Raw genomic sequence first — 24,536 nt, 5'->3', positions numbered from 1 at the left:
GGCATCAACCTGCTCAAGCAAAACCGTGCTGTCGCAACCAGATACGACAAGCTCGCCGTCCGCTACAAGGCAACCGTGCAGGTCGCAGCCATCAACATCTGGCTACCCACTTCTTAAACACCGCCTAGGACGATGTCTCGTCGACATCCCCCGCTATCACGGCCTGATCCTTGTGCCGCTGCGCGGCTGCCGCAAGCAGCTTCGGATACATGGCGTGACGCGTCCTGCCACGTGTCTTGACGGCATGGCAATTGGGGCAGAGCGCGATCATCTGTTCGGGGTGATCACGGCCTCCTTTCGCGATGTCCTCCACATGGTCAACCTCCAAGACGGGCAGTCCCATATCCGTGACGTCCGGAGCTACCTTGCCGCAATCGGGATTCTCACATCTGCCGCCACTACGGATCACCACGGCTCGACGCGCAGCCTGGAGCCGAATCGGTTTCGATGCCGTGACCGCATGCCGCCCACCCGAATTACCTGCCGCGCGGTGTTCGACCAGTTCGAGACAGCGCAGATAGGCAGCATTGCTGTCCACGGTTGGACCGTTGTCGACCATGGTGTTGAAGATCTGGACGGCCTCCTCGGCGGAAATCTCGTCGGCCGTCGCGAGATCCGCAGCGAGGAGATCGTGGTCCAGAGGGCCGTAGCCGGGCACATTCAATATCAGCCGGATGCGCTTGACACTGTTACCGTGCGTCGTTGCTTCCGACTTCCGGCCGATCGGTCGCTGGGCGTTGCGCAGGTCCTTGCATAATTTGGGTATATCTGTCACACCGGCCAACTCGACAGGTTTGTCGATCAGACGACGGTCCGCCACCGGCAACGAACGGGTGTTCCGGGAATCCACCAGTGCCGAAACCAGCACCGCCGCCTGCTGTTTGAGCCTGTCCAGCAGTAACTCGAGTGCTGATCCATAATCGCCGTTACGCCTTGTCCGCCCCTTGCCGCGGCCGCTGGAACTCTCCAGGATCAATGCCAGCCGACCATCGTCGGTTTCGACCGAGTACTCGGCATTGAGAGGTCGTCCCAATGAGTCGATCACCTTCATATCGACACTATGACACGACGGAACTACAAATGCCGAAGGCGGATGGTTCGCGGCGGAAGAACAACCGCTCGTAGCAGCCGACGAATGCAGTCGGAACTCGATCGCAGCGGTAATTCTCCGGGGAGAGATTTCAAATGCGCGATCGACGTGGTTGCGAGTGCCGGAAATTAGCTGATCGTATCGATGCCCGCGCTGCGGGGGCAGATTTTTCGATCGGTGAGCGCATCGTGGGTCGATTCACACTTCAAGTGTGAAAATGAAATTGTTGACAACGGTTGATACTGGTTGATAGGACCGTTGTTGAAGCTCCGACCCGAATTGGCACCGGAGGGGGTGAGTCGCTGGATGTGGGTGCGTGGCGGTTTCGCGCGAGTCGGGATCACCGTGGCACACGCGGTCATCGGTGGGTTCCGCCGCCGCGCTCGGCGTGGATGAGGAGGGTAGTGGACAGGGAACCGGCCGAAGCAGAAGTAGCCGGACCGCAGTTGCTGGCGCTCGGCTCGTTGATCCGGGAATTGCGTCGCGATCTGGGGCTGACCCAGGATCAGGCCGCCAAGTTGGCTGGAGTGTCGCGATCGGCGTATTCGAAGTGGGAGGAAGGCGCCCGCAAGCCGCGCGTCGAACATATCGAGCGGGTCGGAAAGGTGCTGGAGGCCGACGAATGGCGATATCGCAAGATGATGTCGCTGGTGTCCAGTGCCGTCAGCATTCAGATCGGCATGTGGCCGCCGGAACTCAATGGCGAGGATATCGATATCCTGGAGAATTTCGGTTTTCCGGCCATGTATCGCAGGCTGCCGGACTATGGAATCATCCATATCAATTCTCTGGCCGAGCAGGTGTACCCGATGTTCGCGCCCGCACCGCCGGAGGCGCGACACCCGACCAATATGATCGAAGTAATGTTCACGGATATTCGCTCGAAGATCGTCTTCGTGGACTGGGAAATGGTCGCCTGGCGAATGACGTATATGATGCGACTCTGGTCCAGAGGTATCGCACCCGAGATCCTGTCCGAAATCCAGGAGAACTGCACGCGAGCCTCACCCGATTTTGCCGGAATGTGGGCGGAGCGCCCACCTCCGGAGTATTTCGCCAATAACCGGATCAGCGTCCGCGACCTGCACACCAGGGCAGTGAGTCACTACACCCTGTGCAGTTGGCTCACCAACTACCCGCCGCGCCCCTTCGAGATCCTGGGCACCCCACGCCGCAGTGCCGAACTCGTCGCACGGGAGATGACCCCATGACCAAACTCGAACTCCTGCATTCACACCCGCGCGTCGCCGTGGGACCGGATGCGCAGCGCAGGGCGAAGACAACTACCCAATGGGGTTGCCGATGCGGCCGCTGCTCCGACCGGAACTGTGCGTGCCTGGATCCGTTCATCGCCGCGATACTGGAGACGGCCGCCCAACGTGTGTGCACTCATCGCCGCGAAGATGATCCGCTGCTCTGCCCGGAATGCTCGAAGCAGATGCTGCTTTTGGTCGAATTGGCCGACGGAACAAACGTCGACTGGCGAGCCGGACAGATCGAACGGGTCGGCGCTTGGGCGCATGCGGTTCTGATGACGATCGGCGGGACCGCCCGCGAACCCTACGCCATCGTCGAACGCTACCTGGACCAGCTCGAAAACGAGGATCGGGCAGGACAACCCGATCCGGGCGAGGCCGAAGCCATCGACGCGCTCACCGACCTGATCGCACTGCCCGAATCGGGTCCGCTCATCTTGGACTTCGCGCGGGCGATCGTGGAGCAGATGCTGCTGCAGTGCCGCGGCCGCCGCCCCACCGGTGTCCATTCCCTAGACACCGACGACGACGCCACCGACATCTACACCCGCACCCGCCCCGATCAGCCCGAACGAACACGACTGGAACACACCGTTCGACTGATGGCGAACCTCGCCAACAATGAGGCCGACTTCATCCTGCTCGCCACCGAGATGGCCGGAATGAAACTGCACCCGCACCTCGATGCCACCGGCGTCATCGAATGCGGCTACAGCCTCGCCGACCATCCGGGCATCTACTACGACGGCGGCACTCTCGCCCCCGACCTCAACCTGCACAGTGTTCGCCTGTCCTGGACCGGCGCCGCGTCCACCGCCGCCGCCCTGACCACCTGGCGAACCGTTGCCGGGTTCTGACCACGAGATGCATCGTGGACGATAGCGCTCCCATGTCCGCAGCAGCCGGTTGCCCACGCTGCTACGCCGGTGGCGCTCCACACCGCATTTCGAACACGATGCCCGGACGCACCGCATGTCGATGTCCGAAGCGCGGCAAACGCTTCGGATCAGCGTCCAGTGCTTGGTCGCATCCGGCGAGACGGTTGACACCGCGCCGAACTCTCTCCACTGACAAGCATTCGCACACAAGGACCGTCCTCGACAGCAGCCGAGGACGGTCGGGAATCGGATCAGCGGGTCTTGATGGTTCCACCGTCGATGACGAAGTCGGCTCCGATGATATTGGTGGCTTTACCCGAGACCAGGAAGGCCACCAGGTCCGCGACCTCTTCGGGTTCGGAGATTCGGCGCGAGGCGATGCCCCACTGCTCCGGCAGCGCCGCCAGCAATTGTTCCTGCGGAATACCCTGTGTCGCGGCTATTTTCGCGCCGATCGAATCGGAACCGCGCCAGATGCCGGTGCCGACCACGCCGGGCGAGACGGTATTGACGCGAACTCCCTGCGGACCGAATTCCTCGCTCAAACGCTTGCTGAAGACGGTGAGCGCGGCTTTGGCCTCGCTGTAGCCGACCGGCCCGGTGGCCGGGACATGCGCGTTGATCGAGGAGATATTCACGATCGCGCCGCGACGCTCGAGCAGGCTCGGCAGGGCCGCGCGGGTCGTCCAGACGGCGCTGAACAGGTTGAGATCGAGCAGGTGTCGCCACTGGTCTTCGGTGGTGTCGAGGAACCCGCCGAGTCCGAACCGATCGGAGTCACCGCCGCCGACGTTGTTGACCAGGATGTCGATGCCGCCGAGCTCCGCCAGCGCGGCGCCGATGAGCGCGGTGGCGCCGTCCGGTGCGCTCAAGTCCGCTGAAACGGTTGCCACGGTGGCTTTTTCGAGTTCGGGCGTGCTGGTCCGGGCCGCACCGACCACGCGCGCGCCCGCAGCCGACAATGCCTCGGCGACCGCCAGGCCGATACCTCGGCTCGCTCCGGTGACGACGGCGGTCTTGCCTGCCAATTCGAGGTCCATGGAAATCCCCTTTCTGGAACCACAGGTCAAAAACGAGGGTATGCGTGCAGCCGCCACGGGGGCGGCGGGTCGATCAGAGAGCGGTGAGCGCGACTTCGATAATGCGATAGAGCTCTTCGGTATCGCGGGTCTTGCCCATGATGCGCAGGCCGACGGAGGTGTTGAGCAGGAAATCGGCCGCCGCCCGCGCGTCGATATCGGAGCCGAAGTCGCCGTCGCGGCGCCCCTGCTCGATCCGCGCGGCCAGCACGGCGACAATACTCTGTTCGACGCCGCGCAAGACGCGATCGATCTCCGCATCGTGACCGCCGAGTTCGGCGACGGTGTTCACCACCAGGCATCCACGCCGAATCGGTTGCGCGACATCGGAATCCACTGTCTCACGCAGGTAGACGCGAATGCGATCGATGGCATTTCCCGGTTGGAACAGCAACTCCTCGGCCTGCGCCACACCCATCTGCGCATAGCGGGCCAACGCCTGATCGAACAGTGCCCGCTTGCTCCCGAACGCGTGATACAGACTGCCCTTGGCGACACCGGTCGCCGCGGCGAGCTGCGCGGGGGATGTGCCCGTGTAGCCCCGCGTCCAGAACTCCTCCATCGCGCGCTCGACCACGGTGTCGGTCTCGAAGTTCCGCGGCCTGCCCATACCCGAAACTCTAGACATTCTCGACCTGAAGGTCAAGAATTCTGCGAACCGACCTCGGTGATGTAGAACCGATTGCCATCCAGATCGCGGAACGTGAACATCAAAGGAGCGGTCTCCCAGTCGAGCAGTTCACCCACCTCGAACCCGAGTTCACGCACGGCGGCATGCGCCGCGCGAGCATCCGGCGTCCCCAGCCTGATGCCGGTATTGATACCCGCGGGCAACTCCTCGCCCGCCCGCACCAGCGACAGCGTCGCACCCCCACCCGCCATGCCCATCTCGACCCACCGGAACCCCGGCTGCAACTCGGCATCCAGCCGAGTCCGCAAACCCAACCGCTCGAACTGCGACTTGGCCCGATCCTGATCGGTCACGGGCACGGCAACGGTCAACACCTCGGTACATGTTTCACTCATGAAAGAGGTGACGGCGCAATCGAGCCGAACTCATCGCGGCTATCATTGAAACCCACTTGGAACCACACCGCCCCCGCGCACGACTCCGACCTTTGTCGGCAAACTCCGCCCAATCGCCCGTCTGGGGAATCTCGGCGGAACCATACGTGCCGGTAACACCCGTACGCCGTGCGAAGACGGGTAGGGAAGGTGCACACTACGCGAAGCCGGGATTCGCGCATCCCTCGCCCGATCCGGGACGGCGCATTCAGAGGAAGGAGCAGGCGAGTGTTCAGCCGCATCGCCATCGTGAATCGGGGAGAGGCCGCCATGCGGCTCATCCACGCCGTACGGGATCTGGCCGCGGAGACGGGGTTACCGATCGAGACGGTGGCCCTCTACACCGATGTCGACCGGAACGCGACCTTCGTGCGCGAGGCCGATATCGCCTACGACCTGGGCGCCGCGGCGGCGCGCCCATACCTGGATCTGAAGGTGCTCGAGCGGGCACTGATCGCCACGGGCGCCGACTCCGTCTGGGTGGGTTGGGGTTTCGTCGCCGAGGACCCGGCGTTCGCGGAACTGTGCGAGCAGATCGGGGTCACCTTCATCGGCCCGAGCCCTGAGGCGATGCGCAAACTGGGCGACAAGATCGGCGCGAAGCTGATCGCCGAGGAGGTCGGCGTACCGGTCGCGCCGTGGAGCCGCGGCGCGGTGGAGACGGTGGACGCGGCGCTGGCGGCGGCGCGCGAGATCGGCTACCCGCTGATGCTCAAGGCGACCGCGGGCGGCGGCGGGCGCGGCATCCGGGTCGTCACCAATGACGCCGACCTCGTCGACGCCTACGAGCGCACCCGCCAGGAGGCGGCGCGCGCCTTCGGCAGCGGCGTGGTGTTCCTGGAGCGGCTGGTCACGGGCGCGCGCCACGTCGAGGTGCAGGTCATCGCGGACGGTCAGGGCACGGCGTGGGCGCTCGGTGTGCGCGACTGCTCGGTGCAGCGACGCAATCAGAAGGTCATCGAGGAGTCGGCCTCGCCGGTGCTGCGGCCCGAGCAGACGGCCGAGTTGAAGGCGTCGGCGGAGCGGCTGGCGGTCGCCGTCGACTATCGCGGCGCGGCCACGGTGGAATTCCTCTACCACCCCGGCGAGCAGCTGTTCGCCTTCCTCGAGGTCAATACCCGCCTGCAGGTCGAACATCCGATCACCGAATGCACCACCGGATTCGATCTGGTGCGGGCGCAGTTGCTGGTGGCCTCGGGTGGTCGACTGGAGGGTGAACCCCCTGCCGAGCGCGGCCACGCCATCGAGGCCCGACTCAACGCCGAGGATCCGGATCGCGATTTCGCGCCCGCCCCCGGCCGTATCGCGCGACTGGATCTGCCCGCCGGACCGGGCATTCGGGTGGACACCGGCGTCAGCGAGGGTGACACCATTCCCGCCGACTTCGATTCCATGATCGCGAAAATCATTGCCTACGGCCGCAATCGCGAAGAGGCGCTGGGCAGGCTGCGTCGCGCGGTCGCGCAGACCAGAGTGGTCATCGAGGGCGGCGCGACGAACAAGAGTTTCGTCCTGGATCTGCTCAATCAGCCCGAGGTCATCGACGCGAGCGCCGACACCGGCTGGATCGACCGGGTGCGCGGCGAGGGTCGCCTTGTCTCGCACCGGCATTCGGCCGTCGCGCTGGCCGCCGCCGCCATCGACGCCTACGAGGAGCAGGAGCGGGCCGAACGGCAGCGGCTGCTGTCCACCGCCTCCGGCGGGCGACCGCAGGTGCAGCACGAGAGTGGTCGGCCGCTGGATCTGAAGCTGCGCGGCATCGGCTACCGGGTGCGGGTGGCGCGGATCGGTGCGCACCGCTTCCGGGTCGGCATCGAGTCGGCGAGCGAAACCCGCACGGCCGATGTGGATCTCGAGCGTTTCGACGCCCACGCGGGTCAGATCGTGGTCAACGGTGTCCGCTACCGCCTCATCACCGGCACGCACGGCCCGATCCACGTGGTCGACGTCGACGGTGTGACGCATCGGATCAGCCGCGACGAGGGCGGTGTGGTCCGCTCCCCCGCGCCCGCCCTGGTGGTGGCGACACCGCTGGAGGTCGGCGACGAGGTCGAGGCGGGCGCGCCCATCCTGGTGCTGGAGAGCATGAAGATGGAGACGGTGCTGCGCGCACCGTTCCGCGCCAGGTTGAAGGAATCCACGGTCTCGGTCGGCACCCAGGTGGAGACGGGCGCGCCGCTGCTGCGGCTCGAGCCCATCGCCGAGGACGACGATGCGGCCGAGGCCGAGCCGGTGCACACGGTGCAGCTCGACCTGCCCGCGGCGCCCGCGTCGACCCAGCCGCACGAGCGCATGGACCGCGACCTGCAGGACCTGCGCAGCATGCTGCTCGGCTTCGATGTGGATCCGCACGACGACCACCGCATCCTCGACGACTATCTGGTAGCCCGCCGCGCGGCCATCGCCGACAACCAGCGCCCCCTGGCCGAGGAACTGGAGCTCATCCAGGTCTTCGCCGATCTGGTCGAGTTGAGCCACAACCGCTCCAGGGAGGAGGACGGCGGCCACGTGCCCAGCGCCCGCGAGTATTTCCACACCTACTTGCAGAGCCTCGATGTCGAGCGGGCCGGCCTGCCGGAGTCGTATCGGGCGAGTCTGGCCAAAGCGTTGGGCCACTACGGCGTCACCGAACTGGATCGCACACCCGATCTGGAGGCCGCGGTCTTCCGGATCTTCCTGGCCCAGCAGCGTCCTTCGGACACGGTGAACGTCATCGCGACACTGCTGCGCGAATGGCTGCGCGAGCCGGTCCCGGACCGGGTGCTGCGCGAACCCGTCGGTCTGACGCTGGAGCGTCTGGTGGCGGCGACGCAGGTGCGTTTCCCCGTCATCGCCGACCTGACCCGCGGCGTCGTCTACACCTGGTACGGCCAGCCCCTGCTGCGCCGCAACCGCGCCCGCGTCTACACCAGCGTCCGCAATCACCTGCGCCACCTCGACGCGCACCCGGATTCGCCGGACCGCGCCGAGCGCATGTCCGACATGGTGCGCAGCACCGAACCGCTGGTGCGGCTGCTCGGGCAGCGCCTGGTGCGCGGCGATCTGGACAACAGCGTCATGCTCGAGGTGCTGACCCGCCGCTACTACGGCAACAAGGGCCTCACCGGCGTACGCGTCCAGGAGGTGGACGGCAACACCTTCGTCATCGCCGAACGCCGCGGCCTGACTCTGGTCTCGGCGGCGGTCCGCTTCGAGGCCCTGGGCGCCGCCCTGCGCGGACTCGCCGAACTGGCCAAGGGCACGGTTTCCATCGAGGCCGATATCTACCTCGGTTGGGAGAAGCAGCCGGGCGATTTCGACACGATGGCCTCGGCACTGCAGGAGGTGCTCAGCGCGCAGCGGATGCCCAATCAGGTGCACCGGATCACCACCACCGTCGCGGGCAGCGGTGGTGCGGTCATGCACCACCACTTCACCTTCCGGCCCTCGGCCACCGGCATGGTCGAGGAGCGCCTGATCCGCGGCCTGCACCCCTACATCGCCGAGCGCATGCAGATGAAGCGCCTGCGCAAATTCGATCTGACCCGACTGCCGTCCTCCGACGACGACGAGATCTACCTGTTCAAATGCCAGGCGAAGGAGAATCCGGCCGACGAGCGCCTCATCGCGCTGGCCCAGGTGCGCGACCTGGCGGCGCTGCGCGAGACCGACGGTCGCCTGCTGGCGCTGCCGACCGCCGAGAACACCATCGCCACCTGCCTGGATTCCATTCGCCGCCAGCAGTCCCGACGGCCCTCGGCCAAGCGGTTCAACACCAACCGCATCGTCATGTACATCTGGCCGCCGATCGATATCACCCCGGCCGAATTCGAGACGATCGTCGAACGTGTCGAGCCGACCACGGCGGGCGCGGGCCTGGAGGAGATCCTGATCATCGCGCGTCAGCACGACGCGAAATCCGGTGAACTGGTCAAGGTCGCGGTCCGCATCACCTTCGACCCCACCGGCGGCACCGAGGTCACCGTCGGCGAGCGCTCCGACGAACCGGTCGAACCGCTGGACGCCTACCGGCAGAAGGTGCTGCGGGCCAACAGCCGCAACACCGTCTACCCGTACGAATTGACAGGTCTGCTCGGCGATTTCACCGAATACGATCTGGACGCCGAACACGCGCTGATCCCGGTCGACCGGCCGAAGGGCCGCAACGCGGCGGCCATCGTCGCGGGTGTGGTCACCACCCCCACCGCGCGATACCCGGAGGGTGTCACCAGGGTGGCGCTGCTCGGCGATCCCACCAAATCCCTCGGCGCGCTGTCGGAACCGGAATGCCGCCGGGTGATCGCGGCACTGGATCTGGCCGAGCGGCTCGGCGTGCCGCTGGAGTGGTACGCGCTGTCCTCGGGTGCGCGGATCTCCATGGACTCGGGCACCGAGAATATGGACTGGGTGGCGGCGGCGCTCAAGCGCATCGTCGAATTCACCCAGGACGGCGGCGAGATCAATATCGTGGTCGCGGGCATCAATGTCGGTGCGCAGCCGTACTGGAACGCCGAAGCCACCATGCTCATGCACACCAAGGGCATCCTGGTGATGACGCCGGATTCGGCCATGGTGCTCACCGGCAAACAGGCGCTGGACTTCTCCGGCGGCGTGTCGGCCGAGGACAATTTCGGTATCGGCGGCTACGACCGGGTGATGGGTCCGAATGGTCAGGGCCAATACTGGGCGCCGAATCTCACTGCCGCGCGCGACATCCTGATGTCGCACTACGACCACACCTATATCGCGCCGGGTGAGCAGGCCCCGCGCCGGGCGCAGACCACCGACCCGCTCGACCGCGATATCTCCGATTTCCCGCACGTGTTGGCCGACAGCGATTTCCGCACCGTCGGCGAGATCTTCTCGGCGGGCTCGAATCCGGATCGCAAGAAGCCCTTCGATATTCGCACCGTCATGCAGGCGCTGGCCGACCAGGACCACGCGGTGCTGGAACGCTGGGCCGGTATGGCCGACGCGGAGACGGCAGTGGTGCAGGACGCGCATCTCGGCGGTATTCCGGTGTGTCTGTTGGGTATCGAGTCGCGGGGTGTGCCGCGTCGCGGCTTCCCGTCGACCGACGGACCCGATACCTACACTGCGGGCACGCTGTTCCCGCGTTCGTCCAAGAAGGCCGCCCGCGCCATCAACGCCGCCAGCGGCAACCGTCCGCTGGTGGTGCTGGCGAATCTGTCGGGCTTCGACGGGTCGCCGGAGTCGATGCGCAAGTCGCAGTTGGAGTACGGCGCCGAAATCGGCCGCGCCATCGTGAATTTCCGCGGACCGATCGTGTTCTGCGTGATCTCGCGGTATCACGGCGGCGCGTTCGTGGTGTTCTCCAAGGCGCTCAACCCGAATATGACGGTGCTGGCGCTGGAGGGCTCGTTCGCCTCGGTGCTCGGTGGCGCGCCCGCCGCCGCCGTGGTGTTCGCCGGTGATGTGAGCACCCGCACCGCCGCGGACACCCGTGTGCGCGAGTTGGAGGCCCGCGCGACCACCGCCTCGGGTTCGGATCGGGCCGCCCTGATCGCCGAATTGGACGAGGTCCGCACCTCGGTCCGCGCCGAGAAACTCGGTGAGGTCGCCGCGGAATTCGATCGGGTGCATAATATTCAGCGCGCCGTCGAGGTCGGCTCGGTCGACGCCATCATCCGCGCCGCCGAACTGCGCCCGCGCATCATCGAGGCGATCGAGGCGCGACTGGGTCGATGAGTCTCGGACCGGCGCGCCCCTATGCGCGCCGGTCCGAGCCGGCCGTGTCAACCAGCCGGTCGCGCGCGTCGAATCCGGCGATCGGTCCACGTGTTCCGGGGTGCTGCCTCTCGGCAGCACCCCGGAACAGTTCGCGAGTTGGGCTGGTATCCGACCTGAGAGCCTGTGTCCCTTAGTCGGCGGTGACGGTGACGGGCGTGCCCGCGTGCGTCGCGGGCGGTTGCACCGCAGCGGAGCTGCGGCGCAACGCCAGTACGATCGGCACCCCGAGGACCATCCCGAGCGCGGTCAGCAGCACGACCACGAATTCCCCGTGGGCGGTCGCGGCGCCCAGATCATCCCCGGTGCGACCGGTCGTACCGATCTGTGCGATCGCTGTGAAGACGGCCAGCCCGATAGCATTGCCGATATTCAATGCGGTGGAGGCGATTCCATTGGCGATGCCCTGTTCCGCGGCCGCCGTTCCGGTGGCGGCGGCGATCCACATGGTCGTCCAAACAACGCCCTGACCGAATCCGGAGACGATGAGTCCGACCACCAGTGCGCCGTAACCGGCCTCGGCATCGAAGCCGAATGCCAGCGCCACCGTCCCCACCGCGCCGACCACAAATCCGAGGAGCAGCGTTGCTCTGGTGCCTTTTCGGGTGGCCAAGCGCTCACCGTATTGGGTGCCCGCGGCGATGGTGAGCGAGGGCAGCAGGAAAGCGAGGCCGGTCTGTAATGCGCTGTAGCCGTGGACCGTCTGCATCAGCACGGTCAGGAAGTACGGCAGCACACCGAACGTCGCCATGTAGAGGAACGTGACCAGCATCCCGACCGTCAGGCTGCGATTGCGGAACAACCGAAACGGCATGAGCGGATCGGCGGTGCGAGCCTCGATCACAGCGAATAGCGCCAGCAACGCGGCGGCAGCCGCGAAAGCTCCGACGACCAGCCCACTGTCCCAGCCGAGTTCGGGTCCCTCGACGAGCGCGAGCACCAGCAGCGTCGCCCCTGCGGTCACACTGAATACACCGGGCAGATCGAAGCGGCGCGCGGCCTTGGCCGCCACATCGCGCGGGATCACGACCAGCGCTGCGGCGGCCACCGCTGCGGCAAGCGGTACGTTGACGAAGAACACCGCGGACCAGCCGAAATTCTCGGTGAGCACTCCGCCGAGCAATGCGCCAATGGTCAGCCCGCTCGCACCCGCGCCTCCCCATACCGCTACCGCCCGATTCCGCTGCGGCCCTTCGGGAAACAAGGTACTGATCAGAGATAGCGTCGCAGGTAGCAGCAGCGCGCCGCCGATACCCTGCACCGCGCGGGCCACGATAATCACCACGGGGCTCCAGGCCAGCCCGCCGGCGAGCGAGGATACCGCGTACAGAGCCAGGGCGAGCACGAAGATTCGCCGTCGGCCGAGTAGATCGGCGGCACGGCCGCCGAACAGCAGGAATCCGCCTGCGCACACGACATACGCGCTGACCACCAATTGTTGTGTCTGGCCGGGAAATCCCAGTGCGTGGCCGATATCCGGCAGCGCGACGAAGACGATATTGAGATCGAGCGCGTAGATCAATTGCGCCAAGGCGAGCACGGCCAATGTGAGGCCGAGACGTGGGGAACCGGACATGACGATCCTTTGCGAACGAGAGTCGGGTGCTGTCTGACAGGCGACAGCAAACGCTACGACTGTACGTATATTGACGTACCGTTGTCATTGGATGTCAATACCACTGAATTAGTGGCAGAATCTTGCCCAATTGATCCGTACGACAGTTGCGCTACCATGACACTATGTGCTACCGACACCCAGCACCGTCCGAATTCCGCATCGCGGAGGTGCTCACGGCACTCGGCAATCCGATCCGGATGGCGGTGGTCCGGGTTCTGAATGCGGGTGGCCAGCACAACTGCACCAGCGTGCTGAATCTGATCGGTATCGAATCCAAATCGACCATGACCCACCACTGGCGGGTGCTGCGCGAAAGCGGCGTGATCTTCAAGGAACCCTCGGGCCGGGAGAATCTGGTGACGCTGCGGCGGGCCGATCTCGACGCACGATATCCGGGGCTGCTCGATACGGTACTGTCCGGCGCGCTCGCCGATGATGCGATGGCCAAGAGGGTGGCGCGCCACGGGTGAATCGACCCCGCCGGTCCGGAATACGCCGAAGGGCCACACCAATTGGTATGGCCCCAGCGGGATGTCAACTCAGGCGACGACGGAACGCGGTGGGACGCCGACGTATTCGCTCAGCGGGCGGATCAGCGCGTTGGACGCGCCCTGTTCGATGATATGGGCGGTCCAGCCGGTGACGCGCGCCATCACGAAAATCGGGGTGAAGACCTCGATATCGAAACCCAGCAGGTAGTAGGCCGGGCCGGTCGGGAAGTCGAGATTGGGTTCGATACCGGTGGCCTCGACCATGGTGCGCTCGAGCACCTCGTACATGCGCACCCACTTCTGACCACCGGTAGCAGCGGCGACCTCGACGAATGCCTGCTTCATGGTCGGCACGCGCGAATCACCGTTCTTGTAGACCCGGTGGCCGAAGCCCATCACCTTTTTCTTGTCGGCCAGCTTGTTTCGCAACCACTGCTCGGCCCGCTCCGGATCACCGATCTCGAGCATGTCGTGCATGACGGCCTCATTGGCCCCGCCGTGCAGCGGACCCTTGAGCGCGCCGATTGCGGCGGTGACGGCACTGTAGATATCCGACAGCGTCGAGGTGACCACCCGCGCGGCGAAGGTGGAGGCGTTGAAACTGTGCTCCGCGTAGAGGATCAGCGAGACCTCGAACGCCTTCACCAATTCCGGCGCGGGCACCTTCCCGAAACACATATTGAGGAAGTTCTCCGCGAAACCCATATGCGAATGCGGCGCAATGGGATCCAGGCCGCGACGGCGACGCTGGTCGGCGGCCACGATGGTCGGCAGCACAGCCATCATGCGCAAAGCCTTGGCGCGGTTCGCCTGCGGCGAATGGTCCTCCTCGGCCGGATCCTCCGCGCCGAGGTAGCTGATCGCGGTGCGCACCACATCCATCGGATGACAGTTCTCGGGCAGCTTGGCCACCAACGTCAGCAGTGAGCGGTCCGCGCGCCGCGAGGCCCGCTCCTGCTGACAGAACCGCTCGAGTTCGAATCGGCTCGGCAGTTCCCCGTACCAGAGCAGGTAGGCGACCTGCTCGAATGTGCAGTTCGCGGCCAGATCCTGCACCGCGTAGCCGCGGTAGGTCAGCGAGTTGGTCTCCGGCACCACCTTCGAGATCGCAGTGGTGTCGACGACGACTCCGGCGAGACCCTTGTGGATGGTCGGTATCGCGGGCTCCGTCATCACTGATTCCTTCCGAGGGTGAAATTGAAGACGTCGGAATCGAATTCGTTGTATCGCTCGTACCGCAGCAGCTCGTAGAGGCGGCTGCGGTGCTGCATGCGGTCCAGAAGTCCCGCCTGCGTGCCCTTTTCGAAGATCTCGCGCAGTCCGGACTCGGCCGCCCACATCGCCAGCCGCAGCGTCGTCACCGGATAGATGACGGCGTTGTAGCCGATGGATTCCAGCGTCCGGGCGGGCAGCAGCTCGGACTTGCCGAACTCGGTCATATTGGCCAGCAGCGGAATCGACACCGCGGCCCGGAACTTCTCGAAATCCGCCGCATCTGCGAGGGCTTCGGTGAAGATGAGATCCGCGCCCGCGTCCTGATACGCCTTCGCCCGCTCGATGGCCGCGTCGATGCCCTCGATACCGGCGGCATCGGTGCGGGCGCAGATCACGAAACCGGGGTCGCGGCGCGCCGAGACCGCGGCGCGCAGGCGACGCACCATATCCGCGGTCGGCACCACGGCCTTGCCGTCGAGATGTCCGCAGCGCTTGGGGTTGACCTGGTCCTCCAGGTGCGCGCCCGCGATACCCGCGTCCTCCAGGACGGTCACCGTCCGGGCGGCGCTCATGGGCTCGCCGAAGCCGGTATCGGCATCGATGAGGACCGGCAGATCGGTGACCCCGGCGATCTGCTGTCCGCGCCCGGCCACCTCGGTGAGGGTGGTGAGCCCGATATCGGGCAGCGCCAGATCCGCCGAGAGCACCGCGCCCGACACATAGACGCCTTCGAAGCCGATCTCCTCAATCAGCCTGGCCACCAACGGATTGAACGCACCAGGCAGCCGCTGGATACGGCCGGAGATCAGGCCCGCGCGGAAGGCGGCTCGCTTGTCGGCGGCGGAGACCGCCGATCCCAGCAGGCCGCTCATCAGAACAAACCCTTCGGGAGCCGCGGCGCGCGGGCGAGCACCTCGCCGGAAACGGCAAAGGTGAGCTGGGACAGCTCGGCGGCCGACAATTCCGCGGCGCGCTGGGCGACCTCGAGGAAGCGGTCCTGTTCGGCGGGCGCGACGACACCTTCGGCGAGGGTGCGGAACTTGGCGATGTACTGGTCGCGAGCGAAGGGACGCGCGCCCAGCGGGTGGGCGTCGGCCACCGCGAGCTCGTCCACGATGACCTCACCGCTTTTCAGCGTCACCTCGGCGCGCGCGCCGAACGCCTTCTCGTTCGGATCGGTGCTGTGGTAGCGGCGGGTCCACTCCGGATCCTCGGCGGTGGAGATCTTGCGCCACAGCTCGACGGTGTCCGGGCGCTGAGCGCGCTCGGGCGCGTAGGACCGCTCGTGATGCCAGGTCCCGTCCTGCAACGCGACCGCGAAGATGTACATGACCGAGTGATCCAGGGTTTCGCGCGAAGCCTCGGGATCGAACTTCTGCGGATCATTGGATCCGGTGCCGATCACCACGTGGGTGTGGTGGCTGGTGTGCAGCACGATAGACGCGATCCGGTCCGGATCGCCGATGCGTTCGCGCAGGCGACGGGCCAGATCGATCGGGGCTTGGCTCTGGTATTCGGCCGAATGCTCCTTGGTGTAGGAGTCGAGGATGGCGCGCTTGGGTTCGCCCTGGCCGGGCAGCGGGACCGAGTACTCCTTGTCCGGGCCGCCGAGCAGCCAGGCGATCACACCATCCTCCCCCTCCCAGATGGGCGAGGGCGCACCTTCACCGCGCAGCGCGCGATCAACCGCCTCGACCGCCATCTTCCCCGCGAAGGCAGGTGCGTACGCCTTCCAACTCGAGATCTCGCCCTTGCGGGACTGGCGGGTCGCGGTCGTGGTGTGCAGTGCCTGACCGACGGCCTGATAGATGGTCTCGGTGTCCAGGCCCAGCAGGGTGCCGATACCTGCGGCGGCCGAGGGACCCAGGTGCGCGACATGGTCGATCTTGTGCTCGTGCAGGCAGATCGCCCGAGCCAGATCGATCTGGATCTCGTAACCCGTTGCCAGAGCGCGAATCAGGTCGCGACCCGAACGACCCGAGTGCTGCGCGACCGCCAGGATCGGCGGAATATTGTCGCCCGGATGGGAGTACTCGGCTGCCAGGAAGGTGTCGTGAAAGTCCAACTCGCGCACCGCGACACCATTGGCCCACGCCGCCCACTCCGGCGAATACGAACCGCCGACACCGAATATGGTCGAGCCCGGCCGATACGGATGCGCCAGCGCCTGGGCGCGGGCATTGGCGACCGGCCGCCGGGTGATCGAGGCCGCGGCCACCGCCGCATTGTCGATGATCCGGTTGACGATCATCTCCGCCGTCTCCGGAGCCACCTCGACGGGATCCGCGGCGACCTCGGCGATTCGCCATGCGAGATGCTCCTCGCGTGGGAAGCTCTCCGCCGAACGGTGGGTGCGGACGAGATGATTCTTCACAAGTGTGGGCCTCTCGGATCGACTTCAACCGGTCGATTCGCACGCTACACAGAAGTCTACTGTGGCGATATCCACCGCAAATGCCGATTCTTGCGGAGTGATTGCCGCGTCTGTGCGAAGATTGCGTAGACTCGCTCGGTGCTCTAGTGCTCAAGTCCGGGAACGAACCACTTCGGAGCAGGCATGACAAGTCGAATCGACGCTGCGCCACAGACTTTCGAGCCGATACAGTATGTGGCCGACCTATTGGACGAGCTCGCCACACCGAATCCGGCGATCCGGACGGTCACCGACCCGATTGTCGCCGCCGAACTGATCCACACCGAGGCCCGATCGCGAATGCGGGCACTGCTGGGCCACTTTCGCGGCACGCCCGCCCTACTGCTCAGCGGTGGCGTCGATTCCATCTTCGTTGCGGCATTGGCGGTGGGCGCGGGAGTTCGCCCCCACGCGATCACCGTTGTCGCCGAGGCGGGCACCGATGAGTCCGCGGCCATCGAGGCCGCGCACGCACTCGGGCTGGAACACGAGGTGATCAAGCTGTCGACCGGCGAGGTGGTCGAACTGGCGCAGGAGATCACCCGGCGGATCGACACCTGTGAACTCTGGGAGGTCACGGCGGGTATCCCCCTCTATGCCGCAAGGGCCTGCCTCGATCGAATCCCGGATCTCGGGCCGATTCTCACCGGATGTGTGGCGGATACGTTCTTCTGCGGCGGGTATCCCCTTTCCCACGCGCCCGAATCACCCAAGGCCCGAGTAGAACTCGATCAGCGGATTCGCACCCAGAGCGCCGCCAACTGCCGATATCTGCGACTCGTTCCGAACTTCTATCCAGCACTGCTGGATTCATATGCCGATCGATTCATACATTTCTTCCAGACGGTGCGATTCTGGCGCATCTCCGAAACACTCGGCCCCACTGCGCTTTTCGGGCAGTACGACGGACAGTACGTAGACAAGCTGGCGCTACGAATGGCTTGCGCCGCGCAATTACCCAGCGGAGCAGAACATCTCGCCCTGGGAAGAAAATCGCCGCTGCAACGATCATCGGGGATCATGGCCGGACTTTTCGACGCCGCCCGAAACCACGCCGCCGGACTCCCCGGAGCCGGAACCTACTCGAATCCACTGGTCGAAGATCCGGAATCGGTCGCGAACCGCCTATACCTGTCGATTCTCGCCTCCGGACCGGAATCCTCCGAGGCGACCGCCGACAGATCAGTGGTGTCGCCGCACTACGACCCTGTACACTCGACCTCGTCACGCAAGTGATGCTGGGCGGTGGGGCATCGTATGGCTCACGACACCCCACCTGATGGTTAGCTGTCAAACACCCAGCGAACCGCGATCATGGCCCCGGCGACCACGGCTGCATCAACAAGAAGCAGTCCATAGTCGACCGGGGCCTTCGCAGATTCTTGCGATGTTTAGCCATTCCCCACCACCTCCTTCCTCGGCACGATGAACCCGCGATCCGGATTCTGTTCATCGTCCCTCGACTGGAGGTATCGCCACCTTACCCTCATTCACCAGAGCCTTTGCAACACAAGCAATCCCAGTGACAGTTCCTTGGAGCGCCGGTAGCGTAGACTCCAAATGGCTCGAATGTGAATCAGCGGCAATTCAATTCAGCTCCTCGGTCCGCTCACAGAACACGACTTCGCCCCGCCTGGTGCATCTTCCCGAGCGGGGCGAACGTTGGTCAGCGCCAATTCACTATTAATCGTGCACGATGATCCCGCGAAGGTTCTTCCCATTGCGCAGATCCATGTAACCCTGATTCACGTCTTCGAGGCGGTAGCAGGTGATGATCAGTTCATCGAGTTCGAGTTGCCCTGTTTCATAGAGGCACAGCAGCCGGACAATGCCGTACTGCGGGGTTACAGGAGCCGAAAAGTGAACCCTTGATGGTCTTTTCGTTCAGGGTCAGCATCGTGCCCGACACATGGATGATGGCTTTGGCCGGATCGGCGAGTCCGGTGACGACCACGGTCCCGCCTCATCTGCGACCAGATGCGCAATGGATCGCCCTGAAGGGCACGTCCCGTAGCAAAGTCGACGATCGCCGTAGCTTGCGGGAGCCATGGAGCGCAGCGGCAGATCAACCACGAGGGCAGCGGCAGATCAACCAGCCACCTTGCGGCGGATCGCCCAGTAGGATAGCGGCAGATCAACCACGTTGGCAGCGGCAGATCAACCAGCAAATGTTCGACTATGCCAGGAGGAAACCTTGCAGACCATGCTCGGACCTGCGCTTCCTCGTCATGCGGAGATGTCTGTGCGCGCAGCGCTCGGAGATACGCGGGTGGTGCTGGTCAATGGTGCGCGGCAGTGCGGGAAGAGTACCCTTGTCCGACTCGTCGCGAAGAGTTGCGAGGCCGAATGGCGGGATCTTGATACCGCGTACATGCGGCAGGCGGCATTGGCGGATCCGGATGGCTTCGTCGACTTCCCGCGGCCGATGATCATCGACGAGATTCAGCGCGCACCGGAACTGCTGCTGTCGATCAAGGCGCGGGTGGATATCGATCCTCGGCCAGGGCAGTACCTGCTGACGGGGTCGGCGCGAGTACTCGGCCTGCGTTCGCTGCCGGATACGCTGGTCGGACGCATGGAAACGATCGAACTGTGGCCTTTCTCCCAGGGTGAGATCGATGGTGCGCCCGACCGATTCATCGATGCCGCCTTCGCGTACGGAGATCGCCTGCACCACAATTCGATGGTCTCGCGCACCGAATACGCCGACCGGCTTATTCGCGGCGGGTTCCCGGAAGCGATCGCGCGCACCACTGACCGCAGACGGCGCGTCTTCTTCGATTCCTACGTCGGTGACCTCATCGCGCGTGATGTCCAACAGCTCTCGGAGATCGAGCGGACCGCGCAGATGCGCGATCTGGTCCGCATGTTGGCCGCTCGCTCCGGCGGCTTGCTCTCGATACCGACATTGAGCAATGAGCTCGGATTGGCAGCCTCCACCGTCAAGCGTTATCTGGCGCTGCTGGAGGAGGTTTTTCTCGTCAAGCGAATTCCGGCCTGGTCGCGCAATGTCAGCAACCGTGTCACCACCTCCCCCAAACTCGCGTTCGTCGATTCGGGTATCGCGGCACATCAACTCGGCGCGGACACGCGCAGCCTGCTCCGCCCGACGGGCCAATTCGGGCCGCTGCTGGAAGGGTTTGTCCTGATGGAGTTGGCTCGGCAGCTCACCTGGTCCGACGAGGACGCCGAGTTGTTCCATTACCGCACTCGGGATCAGGTCGAGGTGGACGCGGTTCTCGAGAACCGGCCCGGTGAAGTCGTCGGTATCGAAGTGAAGGCGGCATCGTCCGTCGGCGCCAATGATTTTCGCGGCCTGCGCCATTTGGCCGAGCGGCTGGGCGAGAGTTTTCGGGTCGGCATCGTCTTGCACACGGGTGCGCAGACCCTGCGGTTCGGGCCGAAAATGCTGGCTGTGCCGGTCAGCGCGCTGTGGGGGTGCTCGGCGCCCGAATAGGCCTGGTGGGCGCAGTCCACGCAGCCGCACTCGAACCCGCGCAGCGCCGCGGCGAAGGCGGAGGCACGCCTAGCCTGCGGCTCTTTTCACCAGGGCCGCGATTTCGGCTTCGATGGCGGGGGTGAGGGTGGTCAGGGCGTAGGCGGTGGGCCACATGGGGCCGTCGTCGAGGGTGGCGGTGTCGTTGAAGCCGAGGGTGGAGTAGCGGGCCTTGAATTTGGCGGCGGGTTGGAAGAAGCAGACGGCTTTGCCGTCTTTGGCGTAGGCGGGCATGCCGTACCAGAGTTTGGGGGCGAGGGTGGGGGCGGCGGCGGTGATGATGGCGTGGACGCGTTCGGCCATGGCGCGGTCCTCATCACCCATTTCGGCGATTTTGGCGAGTAGATCGGCCGCGTCGGCCGCCTTGTCCGGTCCGCGTCGCGCGGACTTCTTCAATTCCTCGGCGTGCTCTTTCATCGCGGCGCGTTCCTCGGCGGTGAATCCCACAGCGGACTTCTTCGCCGCGGGCGCTCCCTTTTGTGCGGACATCTCGGCTCCTCTCGGATTCGGGGACGAATCTCATGCTAGGGAGCCGAAGCGCCGAGCGGCTTCTTCGAAACTGATCGGTGTGGCGAACGGGTTCAGAAGGCCCAGTCGCTGTCCTCGGTGGGTTGGTGGGCGCCGATGACGTAGGCGCTGCCGGAGCCGGAGAAGAAATCGTGATTCTCCTCGGCGCCGGGGTTGAGGGCCGCTTGGATGGCGGGATCGAAGCGGCAGGTATCGGCCGGGAATACCGGGTCGTACCCGAGGTTGGCCAGCGCCTTGTTGGCGTTGTAGCGCATATACGGCAGGACGCTCTCGGTCCATCCTGCCTCGTCGTAGAGGTCGTGGGCGTAGTCGATTTCGTTGTCGTAGAGGGTGTGCAGCAGGTCGACGGTGTAGGCGTGGTGGTCGGCGCGTTCGGTGGCGGTGAGTTCGGCCAGTCCGCGCTGACATTTGTAGCCGATGTAGTAGCCGTGCACCGCCTCGTCGCGAATGATCAGGCGAATGATGTCGGCGGTATTGGTCAGTTCGCCGCGGGTCGACCAATACATCGGCAGGTAGAAGCCGGAGTAGAACAGGAATGACTCGAGCATGACCGAGGCCGCCTTGCGCTTCAAAGCGTCATCGCCCCGGTAATAGTCGACGATGATCCCCGCCTTGCGTCGCAGATGCGGATTCTCCTCGGACCATTCGAAGGCGGCGTCGATCTGCCGCGTCGAGCACAGTGTGGAGAAGATCGAGCTGTAACTCTTGGCGTGCACCGATTCCATGAAGGCCATATTCGTGAGCACGGCCTCCTCGTGCGGGGTTCGCGCGTCGGCGATCATGGCGACCGCGCCGACGGTGGCCTGCGCGGTGTCCAGCAGGGTGAGGCCGGTGAAGACCCGGATGGTCATCTTCTGTTCGGCCTCGCTCAGCCGCGCCCAACTCGTCAGGTCATTGGCGAGCGGGACCTTCTCGGGCAGCCAGAAATTGCCGGTCAGTCTGTCCCAGACCTGCGCGTCCTTGGGGTCGGGCAGACGATTCCAGTTGATCGCGTGCACGCGATCGACGAGTTTGTCACTCATCGCGTCCTCCCAGCTCGGCCCGGCCGCTCAGGTGGCGGACGCGCGCGGCGGTGCAGCGGGCCGCGACATTGTTCCGGTCCACCGGCGACCGCGGCCGATCGACGTAATCGGGTATGACGTGCAACTCCATGATCTCACCGTTGCCTGCGACGCCACCTCACCGCGAAAGCAATCACTTGCACTCTGGCTATAGTTGATGATAGTAATCTTTACATCGTCGCCGCACCATCGCGAACCGGCAAACGAATACGGGACCCGACAAGCAGATTCATTGCGCTACAACAAGACTCGGAGGATGCCATGACGAAGATCCACGGCTCGGTCGCCTTGGTGACCGGCGGACAGCGCGGCCTGGGCCGCGCGTTCGTCGGGGAACTGCTGCGGCGCGGCGCGACCAAGGTGTACGCCACCGCCCGCACGCCCGAACCGAGCACAGATCCACGCATCGAACCGGTGGCATTGGAGGTCACCGACGACGCCTCGGTCGCGGCGCTGGCCGCACATGCCCGCGATGTCGACATCGTGATCAACAATGCGGGCATTCTGCGCTCGGCCCCACTGCTCACGGCCGAGATGTCGGATGTCAGAGCCACTTTCGAAACCAACGTCTTCGGCCCGCTGCTCGTAGCCCGCGCCTTCGCGCCGGTCCTGGCCGCGCGCGGCGGCGGCGCGCTGGTCGACATCCATTCGGCCCTGTCCTGGTCGGCGGGCGCGGCGGCCTACGGTGCGTCGAAGGCCGCGTTCTGGTCGATCACCAATTCGCTGCGACTGGAATTGGCCGGTCAGCACACCCAGGTGGTCGGTGTGCATCTCGGATTCGCCGATACCGAGATGGTCCGCGATTTCCCGGTCGAGAAGATCAGTCCCGCCGAGGTGGCCGCGGCGGTCGCGGACGGGCTCGAGCACAACCGCAGCGAGGTTCTGGTCGACGAGTTCACCCGCAGGGTCAAGGCCGCGCTGTCCGGCCCGGTCGAGGCACTGACCCTGTCCACCCGCTAGAAAGGACCCCGATCATGCCGCTGTGGCAGATCTACCACCCCGTGGATACCTACTCCGACCAGGACAAACAGGATTTCGCCGATACCGTCACCGCGTTCTACACCCGCGTCGGCCTGCCGGATTTCTACGTGGTGGTCCTGTTCCACGAAGTTCCGACGTCCTCATTTTTCGTCGGCGGCAAGCCGTCGGCCGGATCGGTGCGCGTCGTGGTCGACCATCTGGCCCGCCAGGCCGTCGGCGCGGAGATGCGCAAGCGGATGACCGAACGCGTCGCCGATCTCATCCGCCCCTACACCGCCGATCGCGGCCTGTATTGGGAATTCAATATCACCGAATCCGAACGCGACCTGTGGATGATCGACGGACTGTGGCCTCCGGACCAGGGCAGTGCCGCCGAACAACTCTGGGCCGAAGAGCACAGACCGCTCCCCTATTGATTCACAGCCGCAGGACGTGCGCCCCGTACTGGAGATTCGCCCCGACAGCCGCGAGGACGACCGGAACTCCCGACCCGAGGGCTACCATCCCGGAGCGCACCTCCTCGGCGAGCAGAATGAGCGTGCTCGCCCCCGAGGTATTGCCGTACCGATCCACATTGATCGCGACGCGCGCGGGATCGGCCCCGAGTTCCTCGGTCAACTGATCGACCAGGCGCAGATTCGACTGATGGAAGTAGAACCGCCCGATGGCGTCGATGCCGTAATCTGCTTGCGCGAGAGCCTCTTCGATGGATCCGCGCAGCACCGGCGCATAGGCGTCGGCCACTCGCTTGCCGAGGATGTGCACCGCGAAGTCCGAGGCGCTCGCGCTGCCCGGCGGGCGCAGATTGCCGCCGCCCTCCTGCACGGCGATCTCGAAATGCTCGTTGCGCGCGACGGCCGCGAGCATTTCGGACTCGCCGTCCTCGGCGCGCTCCAGTACCACCGCGCCCGCACCGTCGCCGAACAGCAGCGCGGTCAGGAATGCCTCGTTGGTGCGGCCGTCGTAATCGAGTGCCCCACTGTAGATCTCGCGGTTGAGCGCCGGGGAGACCACCTGGACCATGACCACGGCCACCCGGCGGCGAACACCGGACAGGATCATCTCCTTGGCCCACTGCAAGCCGAAAATCGAACCGCCACACCCCACGTCGATGTGGACGACGGGTGCGTCCGGTCGCATGCCGAGTCGGTGGTGCAGCAGTTGCGCGTCATCACCGAAGCGAATCCGGTCCGGCGTGGCGGACCCGTAGATCAGCGCGTCCAGTTCGGTGGGATCGGTGTTCGCGGTGGCCAGCGCCTCGAGCACCGCGCCCTCGGCGAGCAGACCGGCGGGGCCGGGCGGTTCGCCGTAGCCGGGCGGCAGGATCGGGTAGCCGGTGGCGAGATCGAGTTCGACGCTGAATCGTCGTTCCCGTATGCCGGTCTTGGCTTCGAAATCGGCTGCCGTCCACGGCATTCGGCGCGGACCGGGAAAAAGGGTGAGCAGGTGCTCGTTCGAGACGATGTGCGGCGGCACCGACGCGCCGACTCCGGCGATCCGGACTTTCATATTTCTCCACGCCTGTGTAGCTGAATCACGCGTCCCGAATCCGCGGACCGGGACGCCGATAGATTAGCCCGACCGTCTGGTTTGCTTCCAGTCCCCCCAGCAAACTTTCTTCTAGCCATCGGCGCGCAT

General features: G+C 65.2%; 20 protein-coding genes and 1 pseudogene. 8 read left to right on the top strand and 13 right to left on the bottom strand.

The genetic code is table 11. The annotated features are described in order from the left end of the window. Positions 1-124: 124 nt before the first annotated feature. Positions 125-1,051, bottom strand: a complete 927-nt coding sequence (locus D5S18_RS04915) for an HNH endonuclease (protein ID WP_120038394.1) — start codon at positions 1,049-1,051, stop codon at positions 125-127. 443 nt (positions 1,052-1,494) lie between these two features. Between D5S18_RS04915 and D5S18_RS04910 the strand changes: the two genes are divergently transcribed. Continuing rightward, positions 1,495-2,301 carry a helix-turn-helix domain-containing protein gene (locus D5S18_RS04910; protein ID WP_158607798.1) on the top strand — a complete coding sequence of 269 codons (807 nt, stop codon included), beginning with the start codon at positions 1,495-1,497 and terminating at the stop codon, positions 2,299-2,301. 227 nt (positions 2,302-2,528) lie between these two features. After that, positions 2,529-3,203 carry a hypothetical protein gene (locus D5S18_RS04905; protein ID WP_147403847.1) on the top strand — a complete coding sequence of 225 codons (675 nt, stop codon included), beginning with the start codon at positions 2,529-2,531 and terminating at the stop codon, positions 3,201-3,203. Positions 3,204-3,475: 272 nt separating this feature from the next. On the opposite strand, the gene D5S18_RS04900 is transcribed toward D5S18_RS04905, so the two are convergent. The 3 genes from D5S18_RS04900 to D5S18_RS04890 all read right to left on the bottom strand — a co-directional run bounded on the left by D5S18_RS04900 (position 3,476) and on the right by D5S18_RS04890 (position 5,329). Next, positions 3,476-4,264, bottom strand: a complete 789-nt coding sequence (locus D5S18_RS04900) for an oxidoreductase (protein ID WP_120038387.1) — start codon at positions 4,262-4,264, stop codon at positions 3,476-3,478. A 73-nt stretch (positions 4,265-4,337) separates the two neighbouring features. After that, complete coding sequence (locus D5S18_RS04895) at positions 4,338-4,913, bottom strand: TetR/AcrR family transcriptional regulator (protein ID WP_120038386.1); 576 nt, start codon at positions 4,911-4,913, stop codon at positions 4,338-4,340. Between the two features lie 32 nt (positions 4,914-4,945). Beyond that, positions 4,946-5,329 carry a VOC family protein gene (locus D5S18_RS04890; protein ID WP_120038384.1) on the bottom strand — a complete coding sequence of 128 codons (384 nt, stop codon included), beginning with the start codon at positions 5,327-5,329 and terminating at the stop codon, positions 4,946-4,948. Between the two features lie 267 nt (positions 5,330-5,596). Here D5S18_RS04890 and D5S18_RS04885 point away from each other — a divergent pair, with 267 nt between their 5' ends. Next, positions 5,597-11,056, top strand: coding sequence for an ATP-binding protein (locus tag D5S18_RS04885; protein ID WP_120038382.1), 5,460 nt, complete (start codon positions 5,597-5,599; stop codon positions 11,054-11,056). Between the two features lie 172 nt (positions 11,057-11,228). On the opposite strand, the gene D5S18_RS04880 is transcribed toward D5S18_RS04885, so the two are convergent. Beyond that, entirely contained in the window at positions 11,229-12,671 is a 1,443-nt protein-coding gene (locus tag D5S18_RS04880; RefSeq protein WP_203236585.1) for an MFS transporter, read from the bottom strand. A 164-nt stretch (positions 12,672-12,835) separates the two neighbouring features. Here D5S18_RS04880 and D5S18_RS04875 point away from each other — a divergent pair, with 164 nt between their 5' ends. Next, positions 12,836-13,183, top strand: coding sequence for an ArsR/SmtB family transcription factor (locus tag D5S18_RS04875; protein WP_120038380.1), 348 nt, complete (start codon positions 12,836-12,838; stop codon positions 13,181-13,183). 69 nt (positions 13,184-13,252) lie between these two features. Here the strand turns inward: D5S18_RS04875 and D5S18_RS04870 are convergent, their stop codons facing one another. The 3 genes from D5S18_RS04870 to prpD are packed head-to-tail and all read right to left on the bottom strand — an operon-like array spanning position 13,253 to position 16,793. After that, complete coding sequence (locus D5S18_RS04870) at positions 13,253-14,377, bottom strand: bifunctional 2-methylcitrate synthase/citrate synthase (RefSeq protein WP_120038378.1); 1,125 nt, start codon at positions 14,375-14,377, stop codon at positions 13,253-13,255. Then, on the bottom strand, positions 14,377-15,291 hold the full coding sequence (gene prpB, locus D5S18_RS04865) for a methylisocitrate lyase (RefSeq protein ID WP_120038376.1): 915 nt from the start codon (positions 15,289-15,291) through the stop codon (positions 14,377-14,379). Before prpB ends, D5S18_RS04870 begins: the two co-directional genes overlap by 1 nt. Next, positions 15,291-16,793, bottom strand: coding sequence for a 2-methylcitrate dehydratase PrpD (gene prpD / locus D5S18_RS04860; RefSeq protein WP_120038375.1), 1,503 nt, complete (start codon positions 16,791-16,793; stop codon positions 15,291-15,293). The genes prpB and prpD overlap by 1 nt, the downstream gene beginning before the upstream one ends. 183 nt (positions 16,794-16,976) lie before the next feature. Between prpD and D5S18_RS04855 the strand changes: the two genes are divergently transcribed. Continuing rightward, positions 16,977-18,068 (top strand): asparagine synthase-related protein, encoded by a 1,092-nt coding sequence (locus D5S18_RS04855; protein ID WP_120038373.1) that lies wholly within the window; start codon positions 16,977-16,979, stop codon positions 18,066-18,068. A 447-nt stretch (positions 18,069-18,515) separates the two neighbouring features. On the opposite strand, the pseudogene D5S18_RS04850 reads toward D5S18_RS04855, so the two are convergent. Beyond that, positions 18,516-18,795 (bottom strand): annotated as a pseudogene (locus D5S18_RS04850) (alcohol dehydrogenase); the annotation flags it as partial. 273 nt (positions 18,796-19,068) lie between these two features. Between D5S18_RS04850 and D5S18_RS04845 the strand changes: the two are divergent. After that, positions 19,069-20,289 (top strand): ATP-binding protein, encoded by a 1,221-nt coding sequence (locus tag D5S18_RS04845; protein ID WP_120038371.1) that lies wholly within the window; start codon positions 19,069-19,071, stop codon positions 20,287-20,289. Between the two features lie 69 nt (positions 20,290-20,358). Here the strand turns inward: D5S18_RS04845 and D5S18_RS04840 are convergent, their stop codons facing one another. The 3 genes from D5S18_RS04840 to D5S18_RS34745 all read right to left on the bottom strand — a co-directional run bounded on the left by D5S18_RS04840 (position 20,359) and on the right by D5S18_RS34745 (position 22,008). Then, the gene (locus D5S18_RS04840; protein WP_120038369.1) at positions 20,359-20,817 is read right to left on the bottom strand and encodes an iron chaperone; all 459 of its coding nucleotides are present in this window, start codon (positions 20,815-20,817) and stop codon (positions 20,359-20,361) included. A gap of 92 nt (positions 20,818-20,909) precedes the next feature. Further along, the gene (gene nrdF / locus D5S18_RS04835; RefSeq protein ID WP_120038367.1) at positions 20,910-21,878 is read right to left on the bottom strand and encodes a class 1b ribonucleoside-diphosphate reductase subunit beta; all 969 of its coding nucleotides are present in this window, start codon (positions 21,876-21,878) and stop codon (positions 20,910-20,912) included. Beyond that, positions 21,871-22,008: a hypothetical protein gene (locus D5S18_RS34745; RefSeq protein ID WP_158607797.1), complete on the bottom strand. Its 138-nt coding sequence runs from the start codon at positions 22,006-22,008 to the stop codon at positions 21,871-21,873. Before D5S18_RS34745 ends, nrdF begins: the two co-directional genes overlap by 8 nt. A 170-nt stretch (positions 22,009-22,178) precedes the next feature. Here D5S18_RS34745 and D5S18_RS04830 point away from each other — a divergent pair, with 170 nt between their 5' ends. Continuing rightward, a complete protein-coding gene (locus tag D5S18_RS04830) occupies positions 22,179-22,877 on the top strand; it encodes an SDR family oxidoreductase (RefSeq protein WP_120038365.1) in 699 nt (232 codons plus the stop codon). 14 nt (positions 22,878-22,891) lie between these two features. Continuing rightward, positions 22,892-23,314 carry a tautomerase family protein gene (locus D5S18_RS04825; protein WP_120038363.1) on the top strand — a complete coding sequence of 141 codons (423 nt, stop codon included), beginning with the start codon at positions 22,892-22,894 and terminating at the stop codon, positions 23,312-23,314. A gap of 1 nt (position 23,315) precedes the next feature. On the opposite strand, the gene D5S18_RS04820 is transcribed toward D5S18_RS04825, so the two are convergent. Further along, on the bottom strand, positions 23,316-24,407 hold the full coding sequence (locus D5S18_RS04820) for a 3-oxoacyl-ACP synthase III family protein (protein WP_120038361.1): 1,092 nt from the start codon (positions 24,405-24,407) through the stop codon (positions 23,316-23,318). Positions 24,408-24,536 lie beyond the last annotated feature (129 nt).

The sequence above is a fragment of the Nocardia panacis genome (genome assembly GCF_003598715.1).
GTDB lineage: Bacteria > Actinomycetota > Actinomycetes > Mycobacteriales > Mycobacteriaceae > Nocardia > Nocardia panacis.
The sequence above is the reverse complement of the archived record's forward strand: the minus strand, read 5'-3'. Positions and strand labels throughout refer to the sequence as shown.

Coding starts and splice junctions, on each gene's coding strand:
- D5S18_RS04915 (WP_120038394.1), bottom strand. CDS start 1,051: ATGAAGGTGATCGACTCATTGGGACGACCTCTCAATGCCGAGTACTCG.
- D5S18_RS04905 (WP_147403847.1), top strand. CDS start 2,529: ATGCTGCTTTTGGTCGAATTGGCCGACGGAACAAACGTCGACTGGCGA.
- D5S18_RS04900 (WP_120038387.1), bottom strand. CDS start 4,264: ATGGACCTCGAATTGGCAGGCAAGACCGCCGTCGTCACCGGAGCGAGC.
- D5S18_RS04895 (WP_120038386.1), bottom strand. CDS start 4,913: ATGGGCAGGCCGCGGAACTTCGAGACCGACACCGTGGTCGAGCGCGCG.
- D5S18_RS04890 (WP_120038384.1), bottom strand. CDS start 5,329: ATGAGTGAAACATGTACCGAGGTGTTGACCGTTGCCGTGCCCGTGACC.
- D5S18_RS04880 (WP_203236585.1), bottom strand. CDS start 12,671: ATGTCCGGTTCCCCACGTCTCGGCCTCACATTGGCCGTGCTCGCCTTG.
- D5S18_RS04875 (WP_120038380.1), top strand. CDS start 12,836: ATGTGCTACCGACACCCAGCACCGTCCGAATTCCGCATCGCGGAGGTG.
- D5S18_RS04870 (WP_120038378.1), bottom strand. CDS start 14,377: ATGACGGAGCCCGCGATACCGACCATCCACAAGGGTCTCGCCGGAGTC.
- prpB (WP_120038376.1), bottom strand. CDS start 15,291: ATGAGCGGCCTGCTGGGATCGGCGGTCTCCGCCGCCGACAAGCGAGCC.
- D5S18_RS04855 (WP_120038373.1), top strand. CDS start 16,977: ATGACAAGTCGAATCGACGCTGCGCCACAGACTTTCGAGCCGATACAG.
- D5S18_RS04845 (WP_120038371.1), top strand. CDS start 19,069: ATGTCTGTGCGCGCAGCGCTCGGAGATACGCGGGTGGTGCTGGTCAAT.
- D5S18_RS04840 (WP_120038369.1), bottom strand. CDS start 20,817: ATGTCCGCACAAAAGGGAGCGCCCGCGGCGAAGAAGTCCGCTGTGGGA.
- nrdF (WP_120038367.1), bottom strand. CDS start 21,878: ATGAGTGACAAACTCGTCGATCGCGTGCACGCGATCAACTGGAATCGT.
- D5S18_RS34745 (WP_158607797.1), bottom strand. CDS start 22,008: ATGGAGTTGCACGTCATACCCGATTACGTCGATCGGCCGCGGTCGCCG.
- D5S18_RS04830 (WP_120038365.1), top strand. CDS start 22,179: ATGACGAAGATCCACGGCTCGGTCGCCTTGGTGACCGGCGGACAGCGC.
- D5S18_RS04825 (WP_120038363.1), top strand. CDS start 22,892: ATGCCGCTGTGGCAGATCTACCACCCCGTGGATACCTACTCCGACCAG.
- D5S18_RS04820 (WP_120038361.1), bottom strand. CDS start 24,407: ATGAAAGTCCGGATCGCCGGAGTCGGCGCGTCGGTGCCGCCGCACATC.